Origin of the sequence: Pseudomonas sp. LF-5, assembly GCF_037626295.1 — a bacterium.
In the GTDB taxonomy this organism is placed as follows: Bacteria; Pseudomonadota; Gammaproteobacteria; order Pseudomonadales; family Pseudomonadaceae; genus Aquipseudomonas; species Aquipseudomonas monsensis.
Genome location: NZ_JARKMT010000002.1, coordinates 1,030,225 through 1,042,665 on the forward strand (window position 1 = coordinate 1,030,225; position 12,441 = coordinate 1,042,665).

The following is a 12,441-nucleotide window of genomic DNA, read 5'->3' on the forward strand; positions in this document are numbered from 1 at the left end:
AGTATTGTCGACCTTGGATACCTTTGGTGCTGGACTCGCGCATGCATAAATTCTATGGGCAATTTGAACCGCAAGTCGATAAATTAATTTTCGAAAGATATTTCAAGGACGAAGGAATAAAAGGTGTTTTCGTTGAGTGTGGAGCATTCGACGGCTTGACCGAAAATTCCTGCAAATTCTTTGAAGAGACAATGGGTTGGAAAGGTTACAATGTTGAACCAGTTCCTTGGGTTTATGAGAATTTGTGCAAGAATCGTCCGGAGTCTAAAAATTTTAATTTTGCACTTTCAGACAAAGTCGGCACTGCAACCTTTACAGCTGTAGATCATCCCAGTTTTGGCGTTGACTGTACGAACGGTTCGCTCGCACACACCGAGAAACATTTTTCAATTCTGGAGCGGGAAGGCTGTAAATTTGTTCATGTTGAAGTGGATCTGTTGACATGGCCTGAATTTATTAAGCGTAACAACATTTCTCACGTCGATCTTCTTGTTTTAGATGTCGAAGGTCATGAGCTATCTGTTATAGATGGTATGTATGGTTGTGAAGTTCTTCCTGATATTTTTTGCATCGAGATTGGGCATTTGGACTTCGGTGAAATCCGTAACAAGCTCTCAGGTCTCGGTTATGTTTACGACGTGTCTTCACATGTGAATGCCTACTTCATAAAGAAAGAGGTGGTTTCTCTATTCGCCTTTCGAGCCTCTCGCTTCGAAGACAATCCAGTGCAGGTAGTTTCGGAAGAGGCCGGCATTCCTGACGAAGCTCAGCACCATATGGAAGCTCTACATTCGAAAACCGCTTCCCTGACTCTGGAAAACCATAAGCTCAAAGAAGAGGTTGTAGCCCTTACCAAGCACGATATGGAAGCTCTACATTCGAAAACCGCCATGACTCTGGAAAATCATAGGCTCAAGGAAGAGGTTGCAGCCCTGACCGAACACCTCAATCAAGTTACCGGTCTTTACAAGTCCGTTGTCTCTTCGAAGGGTTGGCGGTTGGTCGAGGTAATTAGAAAGATCCGCTCATAATGTGATTATGGTTATCACTACCCGATAATTACTCGCATATTAAACGCCCGCTCTGTGCGGGCTTTTTTTCGCCCGGAGAAAAGTTATGTCAGCTACCAACAAAGATTGCGACATTTTAGCTCGCACGCTGTGGGGGGAAGCGCGCGGTGAAAGTCTGGCTGGGCAGATTGCCGTGGCCTGGACCATTCGCAACCGCGTGAACGATGGTAAGGCCAAGTCGTGGTGGGGTGAAGGCTACGCCGGTGTGTGCCTGAAGCCCTACCAGTTCAGCTGCTGGAACAAAAACGATCCGAACTTTGCCTACCTCAGCGGCGCGAAGCCGATTCCGGCCGGGCAGTTCGCCCAGGCGCAGAAGGCTGCCGACCTGGTGATGTCAGGTACCGAGCCAGATCCCACTGGCGGCGCCACTCACTACTACGCGACCACCATGCCGAAGGCACCGGCCTGGGCTGTGGGAGCAAAACAGACGCTGAAGCTTGGCCGGCACATCTTCTTCAAGGATGTGCCATGAGCCCGGTTCCGTGGAAGCTGATCGGCATGCTCGCTCTGGTGCTGATCGTTGCCGCCTGCACTTGGCGGGTGCAGGACTGGCGCTACGGCAAGCAGCTCGCCGATCAGGCTGGCCTGCACAAGGACGATCTGGCCGCCATAAGCAACGTGGCCGCGCGCCGAACAGGACAAGCGCCTGGTGCTCGAGCAACGTCTGTCGGCCAGCGAACAAACCCACTACAAGGTACTGAGCGATGTTCAAACCAATCAGGATCGCCTGCGCGATCGCCTTGCCACTTCTGATCTGCGGCTGTCAGTCCTTCTCGACGCCACGGATTCAGCCGGTGGCTGTTCGGTGCCAGCCGGTACCGCAGCCGGCAGCGTGGTTCATGGAGGAGCGCGAGCCCGACTTGACCCAGCGCATGCTCAACGAATTATCGCCATCACCGACACCGGCGACCGGGGACTGATAGCGCTGGCTGCGTGCCAGGCTTATGTCACGGAACTGAATCGCTGACCGCCGATCAGTGCGCCGTTGAAAGTTACTAGGCTGATTACCGATACTGTTTTTTTATCCAGTATCGAGCAGGCAATGCATTTCCTGATTGTGCCCATGAGAGAGCGCGGTGTCGCCAGAGCGAAAAGGGATATCGCCAGTGCCGAGCCAGTAAGGGGAGATATCATTTTCGCCAGCGCACCGTCTGACATCCTCAAAAGAACGTCCAGCACTGCGTCTCTGCGGCATGGTGCCTGGCCGGGTGATGCGCCACCGCTTCGACCGCTTCTTGATGCTCGCCCTACCAGCATGGCAACGCTCGGTTTTACGTTGAGTGGCCTGGAGGAGGTCGATGGTGTGCTGTATGCGCAGTCTTGGTATTGCCGGGAAGTTTGATTGTGTTTCGGTCGGCAGGACGCCGGGGGAAAGGGGCGACTACTGTAGGAATATCCAACGCTAAGTTATTGATTTTTATAGGGCTATGTGGCTGTTTTGTACCTAAGCTAAAACCATACATTTTTCTTTTAGATCAATAGGTTGCATGTGTTTCGTGGTCACCTTGACATGGTGGGGGTCGTTGGTTCGAGTCCAATCGCGCCTACCAAACAAAATCCGCTCTGCTGGGCGGTCTAGAAGGGCTCACCGAAAGGTGGGCCCTTTTTTGTTGTCTGCGATTTGCAGGGGCACGGAAAAGGTTTGGGTCTGGTGTTCGGCTGATAGCTCACCGTCGGTCGCCGTCATCCTTGAAAATTGTGTGGATATTGAAGGGGTTACGATTTTATTTAACCAACCGGTTATCAAAAAAACGTTGTTGCCCCTCTTTGAATTCAGTAATATTCGCCCCGCGTTCACCACCACGGTTTATGCATTTTTAAATCCCAAGCTTCCATCAGCTGCTTGGGATTTTTTTTGCCTGCGATTTGGCGTCCGCTCCTCCTGTTCCTCTCTATTCAACCCGTAGCGATCTTCGACAAGCAGGTCCCTGCTTTTTCGACTACTACTGACTGGCCGATTTCCGACTCTTGTCACGGGAGTGTTTCGATGCTGATTCACTGGTTGCTTGCCGCTGTTCATCTATTGGCGTTTGCTCTGGGCTTCTGGGCGGTGCTGACGCGCGGCACGGCGTTCATGCGCCTGGGTTCGGGCGCGGGGGAGGTCAAGCGGGTTTTGCTGGCTGACAGCCTCTGGGGGATTTCTGCGCTGGTTTTGCTGATCACGGGCGGGATGCGTGCATTCGGCGGGTTCGAAAAGGGCGCTGACTATTATCTTCATCAGCCGCTGTTTCATTTGAAGATGACGCTGTTTGTGCTGATTCTGCTGATAGAGCTCGCACCAATGATCACCCTGATCAAATGGCGTATTGCCTTGGGGCGAGGCGCAGAGCTCGATACCGGCCGGGCGAAGTTGTTTGCGCGAATCAGTCACGTCGAAGCACTGCTGATGGTGCTGATGGTGATTGCGGCCACTGGCATGGCTCGCGGTGTGACATTTGCTTAGGACGGCGCAATTCCCTGCTCTCTATCGGAAACGTCCGACAGTCAGTTCTGGTAATGACAGGTAGTATCGACCGGAAAGAAAGAAGGGCGGGGAGATCGAGGCGATGCGGGGCGAAGCTGTGCTGTGTTTCAGGCGCCGTGCCCAGCGGAGTGGGAAGCGGGTGGCAATACGGCGCGTGAATCTTTAGCCAGTCATTACGCGCGGGTAAACGAACTGGCTAGGGTTTGCGATGCGGCTCAGGGCGTTTGTGGTTTGTCCGGGGCGGTCAGGCCTGCCTGAATGCGCTGATAAATCTCTTCGCGGTGTACGGCAACGTTTTTCGGGGCGTTGATGCCAATGCGAACCTGTTGGCCGCTAACACCGAGGATGGTGATCGTAATGTCATCACCAATATTTATGCTTTCACCGACTTTGCGGGTGAGTATCAGCATGGTCTTCTCCTTGATTGCTTTGTAGGGCACCTGATTCAGACAGTGCAGAGGTCGGTGGTACGTATAGATTAGTGCGAAGTCTCACGGTTTGGGTGCCTCTTTCTGACGCGCAGATGCGGCATTAATTCCCAGGGCGTAACTATACAGAGGCTGCAATCATCAATCTCGTTGTTTTGTGCCCATTTTGCGGGGCTCGCGAAGTATTTTTGAATGATAAGATCGCCGCTTTGAGAATTCCGAGGAAAGTGTTGTGCGCAAATTGGTCTGGGTCATCGCGGCACTGGCATTGGCAGGATGTGGTGAAGGCAAGAGTGTAGACGTACAGAAGCCGAAAGCGGCAGTGGCGGCGGCACCAGCGGCGGCTTCTGCACCGCAGTGGGATCTGGAGGTGCGCGGCGAAACGCCTCAGGCTGTCAGTGATCTGAGTGGCTGGTTGATCGAGCACGCATTCGTTCCGACGGTGATCAAGGACAGCAGTGGTAAAACGCGAATTCTGATCGGTCCGTTCAACTCCCAGGCCGATGCTGAAGCTCGTAAGGTGCAAGTGGACGCGGCATTGGTGAAGGCGAAAAAACAGAACATTGAATCGGTGGTGATCGAGCACCCGATCGCGCCGTAGGCGTAAATAAAAAGGCCGTGAGCGTTATGCTCACGGCCTTTTTTATTTGCGCATCCCGTCAGCCACAGGCTTTCAGATTCACCGGGCCGACGAATTCGTTGCCACGTCCCATTACGCAGGCCACGCTCTGGTTGCGTTGACGCTCCCAGTCTTGCACCGGATATGTCTTGTCCCATGCTTCATACAATTGCCGGTCCTGTTTCGACAGGCGCAAGCCGTACTGCTTGCTCATGTAGAAGTAGGTCCGGGCGATCATGCCGCGAATCGAAGGGCGGGGCATGACCTTCTTCGCCTTGAAGTCGACCTGGGTCAGGCAGGAGCCGTACTGGCCGGACTGCACTGGCAGCCAGCCGTAGCTGAAATTGCTGCGATCGCCATTGACCTCGCCGATGCTCGGCACCAGGTTGTGCAGGTCCGCTTCAGCCTTCTGATAGCCTGGGTCGTAACGCGTACAGTTCTTGCGTCCGCCTTCCTGCCAGCATTGGCGTTGATGGCCGAACTCCCAGGCCGGGACAATGTGTTCCCACTCGATACGTGAAGCGCGCTTGGCGTTTTTGCGCGGTACGTAGCCGCAAGCCTTCAGATCGACTTTGTTGCCGGTGTATTTACACCCGCAATAAAACTCGGTGGATTGCGGCGCATAGAGCTTCCAGGCGACCTTCTTGGCTTCGGTGAATGTGCGAGGGGCGCCAGCCTGCGCGCCCATGGTGATGAACAACAACAGCAAAGCAAAACAGCGGACACTCATTGAATCAATCTTCCTTCGGTACAACCCAAAAAATCTGCACGCCGCCATCATCGCGATAGGCAAGGGTGACGTTATCGTTCTCGTCGATTTCCTCGAGTAGGCGCTCCCACTCATCCGTTGGCTCATCCGGCAGGCGGAAGATCAGTGCGGCTTTGGCTTTTTGTGCAGTCGGAGAATTGATGATTTTCTGAACGCGCATACCCATGCGTTCGTAGGCGTCAGGAGCATCAGGAGAGGTGGCCACGAGGTTATCCTTATTAAGCTGTACGTGCATACAGTATTTAACTGTAGGCAATTTCGCAACTGCTTAAAATTCAAGAAAATCCTCTGACAGCCGTTTTCCGATTTTGGTGTGAGGTGTGCCGAAATATTTGTGTGAAAAATGCAGGAGGGCTGCCGCGCATGCTCCCCCTCCACCCGGTCGGTGAAGGGTGAGCAAAGTGCCCGATCGCGAACGGATCGGGCGAAGGTCAATCAGTATTCCCAGAACATCCGTTGCAGCTCTTTGCTGTCGTTGGTTTTGGTCAGGGCGACCATTGCCAGGATGCGCGCTTTCTGTGGGTTCAAGTCATGCGCAACCACCCAGTCGTACTTGTCGTCAGGCTGTTCAGCGTTACGCAGGACGAAACCGCCGGCATTGACATGGGACGAACGAATGATCTGCACGCCGTCCTTGCGCAGGGCTTGCAGGGTTGGCACGACGCGAGAGGAGACCGAGCCGTTGCCGGTGCCGGCATGGATGATGGCCTTGGCGCCGGACTGGGCGAGGGCTTTGTAGGCGGTATCGGACACGTTGCCGTAGGAGTAGGCGATTTCTACGTCAGGCAGGCTCTTGATGTTTTTGATGTCGAATTCCGAATCCATGGTGTGACGCTTGGCAGGCAGGCGGAACCAGTAGGATTTGCCTTCGACCACCATGCCCAGTGGGCCCCAGGCACTTTTGAACGCCTCGGTCTTGATGTTGATCATTTTGCTGACGTCACGACCGGACTGGATTTCATCGTTCATGGTCACCAGTACGCCTTTGCCGCGCGCTTCCTTGCTGCTGGCCACGGCCACGGCGTTATACAGGTTAAGCATGCCGTCCGCCGACATGGCGGTGCCCGGACGCATCGAGCCGACCACAATGATCGGCTTGTCGGTTTTTTCGACCAGGTTCAGGAAGTAGGCGGTTTCTTCCAGGGTGTCGGTGCCGTGGGTGATAACGATGCCGTCGACGTCTTTGCTGTCAGCCAGTTCGGAGACGCGACGACCCAGTTGCAACAGGTTTTCGTTGGTGATGCTTTCCGAAGCAATCTGCATGACTTGCTCGCCGCGCACATTGGCCAGTTTGCTCAGCTCGGGAATGCCGGCAATCAGTTGCTCGACGCCAACCTTGGCTGCCTGATAAGTGGCGCTGTTGGCTGCGCTGGCGCCAGCTCCGGCGATGGTGCCGCCGGTCGCAAGTACCACGACATTGGCAAGCTTGGCCTGGGTTTCGACTTCTTTTGCCTGAAGGGCGGTGGGCAGGAGCAGGAGGAGGGCCAATGCGCCCGGAACCAAAGTGTTGAAAGCAGATTTCATTATTTTTCTCTCTAGTAGTGAGACGGTGCTTGATGCAGGTTCATCTAGATGCGCCCGGGCCGATCTGGATACCCGGGTACAGGGGAGGGAGCAGGATTTGTACCATCCGTACTTTGCTTGAGAGAAATGTTTAACCTTATGATTTAAATCAGGAATTTATACGTTGCTGTGCCGTGGTGCTCAACGCTGCATCCGGGTTTCCGAATATTGGCGGCTTGCGCGTTCGGCTGGCCGAAAGGATCACGCTTGTTCTGCAGAGGGCAAGGCGCAGATTCGATGGCTTTGCTAAAGAAACGGCGCTCTGCGCCGATGCGTCTTCAAGGAATCTTTATTTTTTGAGGAGTTCACATGTCACTTTCGGTTGGTTTTCCAAATGCCAGCGCTGTCACCATCGGCGGCAAATCCGCAGCCACGATCAATGCTCTGAGCGACGCGACTGCCGAAGCCTCCGCCCAGTCGCTGGGCGACAAAGAGGGCGACACCACCCAGGTCAGAACCGGTGGCGCCGCACAGGAAGACAGCAAGGCCGAAAGCGGCAGCAATCAAAGTATCGCCGTGAAAATGCTGCTCAAGCGCCTGCAGGAGCTGCAAAAGCAGTTGCAGGAACAGCAACAGCAATTGGCGGCAGCGCAAGCCGCCAGTTATCCCACTCCGGAAGCCAAGCAGACCGCCGTCATGGCGATTCAGGGGCAGATAGCCGATACCAACGGCGCTCTTTCGGAAGTTTCGGGCAACCTGATCAAGGAGCTGGCCAAGGATTCCGGCGGCGGCGGTCTGATCAGTACTACTGCCTGAGATGCGGGCGAATCACGCGATTTGCCCTGCAACAAATGCTGATGTGTGATTGTTGACAAATGTCGGCAGGGTTCGCATAGTTCGGTCTACGCAAACGTTTGCGCAGCTTTCCCAGCGGGCAATCCCTCTGAGGGAAGCGACGTAGCTTACGCCAGCGCAAGCGTTGCTCACAATAATCATAAGATCGGAGTGAACCCATGAAGCTGCCATTCGCTGGACGTCTTCTTGCTGTCGCTATGCTGGCTGCCACAGCCGCCGCACTACCTGTCTCCTCGGCGTTCGCCGAATCCCCGGAAAAACCTAAAGTCGCACTGGTCATGAAGTCCCTGGCCAACGAATTCTTCCTGACCATGGAAGATGGCGCCAAGGCTTATCAGAAAGAACATTCCGCCGATTTCGACCTGATCTCCAACGGCATCAAGGACGAAACCGATACCGCCGGCCAGACGCGCATCGTCGAGCAGATGATTCTGGCGAAGGTCAATGCACTGGTGATTGCGCCTTCCGATTCCAAGGCCATGGTTCCGGTGATCAAAAAAGCCGTCGATGCCGGCATCACCGTGATCAACATCGACAATCAGCTTGATCCGGCGATCGTCAAAAGCAAAAACATCAGCGTACCCTTCGTAGGTCCGGACAACCGTAAAGGTGCACGTCTGGTCGGCGAATACCTGGCCAAGCAACTGAAGGCGGGCGACGAAGTCGGCATCATCGAAGGTGTGTCCACGACCACCAACGCCCAGCAGCGGACTGCTGGCTTCAAGGACGCGATGGACGCAGCACAGATCAAGATCGTTTCCCTGCAATCCGGTGATTGGGAAATCGACAAGGGTAACAAGGTCGCGGCTTCGATCCTCAGTGAATACCCGGAAGTCAAAGCGCTGCTGGCCGGCAACGACAGCATGGCCGTCGGTGCGGTTTCCGCTGTACGAGCTGCGGGCAAGGCCGGTCAGGTGCAGGTCGTGGGTTACGACAACATCAATGCGATCAAGCCAATGTTGAAGGACGGTCGAGTCCTCGCGACAGCCGATCAGTTCGCCGCCAAGCAAGCTGTCTTTGGCATCGAGACTGCGCTGAAAATCATCAAGGGCGAGAAGGTCGACAGCGGTGCCAACGGCGTGATTGAAACGCCGGTCGAACTGGTCACCAAGTAAGTCTTCCGGCGACACAACGGCGCTCGTCCGTCCGGGCGAGCGCATGGAGAGTTTTTATGTCAGTTTCCGCCCCGAACGCTGTCCTCTCGGTCAGCGGTATCGGTAAGACCTATGCGCAACCGGTGCTGACCGGCATCGACTTGACGCTGATGCGCGGTGAAGTACTGGCGCTGACCGGCGAGAACGGTGCCGGAAAAAGTACCCTGTCGAAGATCATTGGCGGACTGGTCACGCCGACCACCGGCCAGATGCAGTTCCACGGCAAGGAGTATCGTCCGGGCAGTCGGACCCAGGCCGAAGACCTTGGCGTGCGCATGGTCATGCAAGAACTCAATCTGTTGCCGACCCTGTCGGTGGCCGAGAACCTGTTCCTCGATAATCTGCCGAGCAACGGTGGCTGGATCAGCCGCAAGCAATTGCGCAAGGCGGCGATCGAGGCCATGGCGCAGGTCGGTCTGGACGCGATTGATCCGGACACGCTGGTGGGCGAGTTGGGCATCGGCCATCAGCAGATGGTCGAAATCGCCCGCAACCTGATTGGCGATTGCCATGTATTGATCCTCGACGAGCCGACCGCGATGCTGACCGCGCGCGAAGTCGAAATGCTCTTTGAACAGATCACCCGGTTGCAGGCGCGTGGCGTCTCGATCATCTACATTTCCCACCGCCTCGAAGAGCTGGCGCGGGTCGCGCAACGGATTGCCGTGCTGCGTGACGGCAACCTGGTCTGCGTCGAGCCGATGGCCAATTACAACAGCGAGCAACTGGTCACGTTGATGGTCGGTCGTGAGCTGGGCGAGCACATCGACATGGGGCAGCGCAACATCGGCGCGCCGGCATTGACGGTCAAGGGTCTGACTCGTTCGGACAAGGTGCGCGACGTTTCGTTTGAAGTGCGTGCCGGCGAGATTTTCGGCATTTCCGGGCTGATCGGGGCAGGGCGCACCGAGCTGCTGCGGTTGATTTTCGGTGCCGACGTCGCCGACAGCGGCACCATTGCACTTGGCTCGCCAGCCAGGGCGGTGAGTGTGCGTTCGCCTGTCGATGCTGTGCGTCATGGCATAGCGTTGATCACCGAAGACCGCAAGGGCGAAGGCTTGCTGCTCAGTCAGTCGATCAGCGCCAACATCGCATTGGGCAACATGCCGGAGATTTCCAGCGGCGGTTTCGTCAACAACGGCGACGAAATCTCGCTGGCGCAGCGGCAGATTGATGCCATGCGCATCCGCAGTTCGAGTCCGGCGCAACTGGTGTCAGAGCTGTCTGGCGGCAACCAGCAGAAAGTCGTGATCGGGCGCTGGCTGGAGAGAGACTGTTCGGTGTTGCTGTTCGATGAGCCGACCCGAGGCATCGACGTCGGTGCCAAGTTCGACATCTATGCCTTGCTCGGCGAGTTGACTCGTCAGGGCAAAGCGTTGGTGGTGGTGTCCAGCGACCTTCGTGAATTGATGCTGATCTGCGACCGGATCGGCGTGCTGTCGGCGGGCCGCCTGATCGACACATTCGAGCGCGACAGCTGGACTCAGGATGATTTGCTTGCCGCCGCGTTCGCCGGCTACCAAAAACGTGATGCGTTGCTCAACGAAGCGGCGCCTAGGGATCTTCCATGAAAACTGCATCTCCTGCCGGCAAACGTAGTGGCAATTTTTACGGTCTGGGCACTTATCTGGGCCTGGCCGGTGCCTTGCTGGCGATGATTGCGCTGTTCTCGGTGCTGAGCAGCCATTTCCTCTCCTACAACACCTTCAGTACCCTGGCCAACCAGATTCCCGATCTGATGGTGCTGGCGGTCGGCATGACGTTCGTGCTGATCATCGGCGGTATCGACCTGTCGGTCGGCTCGGTGCTGGCATTGGCGGCATCGACCGTCAGTGTGGCCATTCTCGGCTGGGGCTGGAGCGTGTTGCCGGCGGCGTTACTCGGCATGGCGGTGGCGGCACTGGCCGGCACCATCACCGGCTCGATCACCGTGGCCTGGCGGATTCCCTCGTTCATCGTCTCCCTTGGCGTGCTCGAAATGGCCCGGGGCCTGGCGTATCAGATGACGGGGTCGCGCACCGCCTACATCGGCGACGCCTTTGCCTGGTTGTCGAACCCGATTGCGTTCGGTATTTCGCCTTCATTCATCATTGCCTTGCTGGTGATTTTCATCGCGCAGGCGGTTTTGACGCGCACAGTGTTCGGCCGCTACCTGATCGGCATCGGTACCAACGAAGAAGCTGTGCGTCTGGCCGGGATCAATCCAAAGCCTTACAAGATTCTGGTGTTCAGCCTGATGGGCCTGCTCGCCGGTATCGCTGCGCTTTTCCAGATTTCCCGTCTGGAAGCCGCGGATCCCAATGCCGGTTCGGGGCTTGAGCTGCAGGTGATCGCAGCCGTGGTCATCGGCGGCACCAGTCTGATGGGCGGGCGTGGCTCAGTGATCAGCACGTTCTTTGGTGTATTGATCATTTCCGTGCTGGCGGCCGGTCTGGCGCAGATTGGTGCCACCGAACCGACCAAGCGCATCATCACCGGTGCGGTGATCGTTATCGCGGTGGTGCTCGATACTTATCGCAGTCAACGTGCAACTCGCCGGGGCTGAATCATGGCAACGATCAAGGATGTGGCGGCGCTCGCGGGGATTTCCTACACCACCGTGTCGCATGTGGTGAACAACACCCGGCCAGTCAGTCAGGAGGTGCGGCTCAAGGTCGAAGCGGCGATCAAGAGCCTCGACTACGTGCCGAGTGCCGTGGCGCGCTCGCTGAAGGCCAAGACCACCGCCACAATCGGGCTGCTGGTGCCGAACAGTCTCAACCCCTACTTTGCGGAGCTGGCGCGGGGCATCGAGGATTATTGTGAGCGTAACGGCTATTGCGTGATCCTGTGCAACTCCGATGACAACCCGGAGAAACAGCGCAGTTATTTGCGCGTGCTGCTGGAAAAACGCATTGATGGTTTGATCGTTGCCTCGGCGGGCGGTGACAGTGGTCTCGCGCAGGGGCTGGCCGGCGTGAAGACGCCGATGGTGATCGTCGACCGCGACCTCGACGGCGTGGATGCGGATCTGGTGCGTATCGACCATGAATACGGTGCCTATCTTGCAACCCGCCATTTGCTCGAGTTGGGGCATCGCGATATCGCCACGATCGGAGGTCCGGCGAGCACCAGTGTGGCGCAGATGCGCCAGGCGGGATATTGCCGAGCGCTGAAAGAGGCGGGCATCGAAGTGCGCCCTGCGCGCATGCTGGAGAGTGATTTCACCAGTACCGGTGGTTATAACGCGGCGGCCATCCTGCTTGAGAACGATCCGCCGAGCGCCATTTTTGCCGGTAACGACATGATCGGCATCGGTGTCTTGCGCGCGGCCGCCGAGCGCAACGTGCGGGTGCCGGGTGAACTGTCAGTGATCGGTTTCGACGATATCCAGATGAGTCGCTATGTGTATCCGGCATTGACCACGGTTGGCCAGTCGATCCTGCAACTGGGTGAAATGGCCGCCGAGGTCTTGCTGCGAAGGATTGCCACGCCGCAGATGGTCACCGATCAACGGATCGTGACACCGAGTATTGTCCTGCGCGAATCAACTGCGCCGCTGTCTGGCGTGTTCACTGAATACCGCTGAAAACCGAATTG

The 12,441-nt window shown here is 56.5% G+C and carries 13 protein-coding genes and 1 pseudogene; 10 read left to right on the plus strand and 4 right to left on the minus strand.

The features are described 5' to 3' along the window. Positions 1-41: 41 nt before the first annotated feature. The 4 genes and pseudogenes from PseuLF5_RS11785 to PseuLF5_RS11800 all read left to right on the plus strand — a co-directional run bounded on the left by PseuLF5_RS11785 (position 42) and on the right by PseuLF5_RS11800 (position 3,513). The gene (locus PseuLF5_RS11785) at positions 42-1,031 is read left to right on the plus strand and encodes an FkbM family methyltransferase (protein ID WP_340133588.1); all 990 of its coding nucleotides are present in this window, start codon (positions 42-44) and stop codon (positions 1,029-1,031) included. Between the two features lie 85 nt (positions 1,032-1,116). Next, complete coding sequence (locus PseuLF5_RS11790) at positions 1,117-1,542, plus strand: cell wall hydrolase (RefSeq protein ID WP_340133589.1); 426 nt, start codon at positions 1,117-1,119, stop codon at positions 1,540-1,542. Beyond that, positions 1,539-2,037 (plus strand): annotated as a pseudogene (locus tag PseuLF5_RS11795) (lysis system i-spanin subunit Rz). The gene PseuLF5_RS11790 and the pseudogene PseuLF5_RS11795 overlap by 4 nt, the downstream one beginning before the upstream one ends. Before the next feature lie 1,020 nt (positions 2,038-3,057). Further along, complete coding sequence (locus tag PseuLF5_RS11800) at positions 3,058-3,513, plus strand: DUF2214 family protein (protein ID WP_128615695.1); 456 nt, start codon at positions 3,058-3,060, stop codon at positions 3,511-3,513. Positions 3,514-3,749: 236 nt separating this feature from the next. Here PseuLF5_RS11800 and csrA read toward each other — a convergent pair whose 3' ends face one another. Further along, positions 3,750-3,944 (minus strand): carbon storage regulator CsrA, encoded by a 195-nt coding sequence (csrA, locus tag PseuLF5_RS11805; protein ID WP_003179932.1) that lies wholly within the window; start codon positions 3,942-3,944, stop codon positions 3,750-3,752. 250 nt (positions 3,945-4,194) lie between these two features. Between csrA and PseuLF5_RS11810 the strand changes: the two genes are divergently transcribed. Continuing rightward, positions 4,195-4,563, plus strand: a complete 369-nt coding sequence (locus PseuLF5_RS11810) for an SPOR domain-containing protein (RefSeq protein WP_123463380.1) — start codon at positions 4,195-4,197, stop codon at positions 4,561-4,563. A 58-nt stretch (positions 4,564-4,621) separates the two neighbouring features. Here the strand turns inward: PseuLF5_RS11810 and PseuLF5_RS11815 are convergent, their stop codons facing one another. From PseuLF5_RS11815 to PseuLF5_RS11825, 3 genes are all read right to left on the minus strand, one after another. Next, the gene (locus tag PseuLF5_RS11815; protein WP_186747752.1) at positions 4,622-5,311 is read right to left on the minus strand and encodes an endonuclease; all 690 of its coding nucleotides are present in this window, start codon (positions 5,309-5,311) and stop codon (positions 4,622-4,624) included. A 4-nt stretch (positions 5,312-5,315) separates the two neighbouring features. Further along, complete coding sequence (locus PseuLF5_RS11820; RefSeq protein ID WP_123463376.1) at positions 5,316-5,585, minus strand: DUF1654 domain-containing protein; 270 nt, start codon at positions 5,583-5,585, stop codon at positions 5,316-5,318. Positions 5,586-5,785: 200 nt separating this feature from the next. Beyond that, the gene (locus PseuLF5_RS11825) at positions 5,786-6,874 is read right to left on the minus strand and encodes an asparaginase (protein ID WP_123463374.1); all 1,089 of its coding nucleotides are present in this window, start codon (positions 6,872-6,874) and stop codon (positions 5,786-5,788) included. 348 nt (positions 6,875-7,222) lie between these two features. Between PseuLF5_RS11825 and PseuLF5_RS11830 the strand changes: the two genes are divergently transcribed. The 5 genes from PseuLF5_RS11830 to PseuLF5_RS11850 all read left to right on the plus strand — a co-directional run bounded on the left by PseuLF5_RS11830 (position 7,223) and on the right by PseuLF5_RS11850 (position 12,430). Next, complete coding sequence (locus PseuLF5_RS11830) at positions 7,223-7,669, plus strand: hypothetical protein (RefSeq protein WP_123463372.1); 447 nt, start codon at positions 7,223-7,225, stop codon at positions 7,667-7,669. Positions 7,670-7,866: 197 nt separating this feature from the next. Then, a complete protein-coding gene (locus tag PseuLF5_RS11835; RefSeq protein WP_123463370.1) occupies positions 7,867-8,823 on the plus strand; it encodes a sugar ABC transporter substrate-binding protein in 957 nt (318 codons plus the stop codon). 56 nt (positions 8,824-8,879) lie between these two features. Continuing rightward, positions 8,880-10,433 (plus strand): sugar ABC transporter ATP-binding protein, encoded by a 1,554-nt coding sequence (locus PseuLF5_RS11840; RefSeq protein ID WP_123463368.1) that lies wholly within the window; start codon positions 8,880-8,882, stop codon positions 10,431-10,433. Further along, positions 10,430-11,407 (plus strand): ABC transporter permease, encoded by a 978-nt coding sequence (locus PseuLF5_RS11845; protein ID WP_123463366.1) that lies wholly within the window; start codon positions 10,430-10,432, stop codon positions 11,405-11,407. The genes PseuLF5_RS11840 and PseuLF5_RS11845 overlap by 4 nt, the downstream gene beginning before the upstream one ends. Before the next feature lie 3 nt (positions 11,408-11,410). Next, positions 11,411-12,430, plus strand: coding sequence for a LacI family DNA-binding transcriptional regulator (locus tag PseuLF5_RS11850; RefSeq protein WP_222833271.1), 1,020 nt, complete (start codon positions 11,411-11,413; stop codon positions 12,428-12,430). Positions 12,431-12,441: the final 11 nt, after the last annotated feature.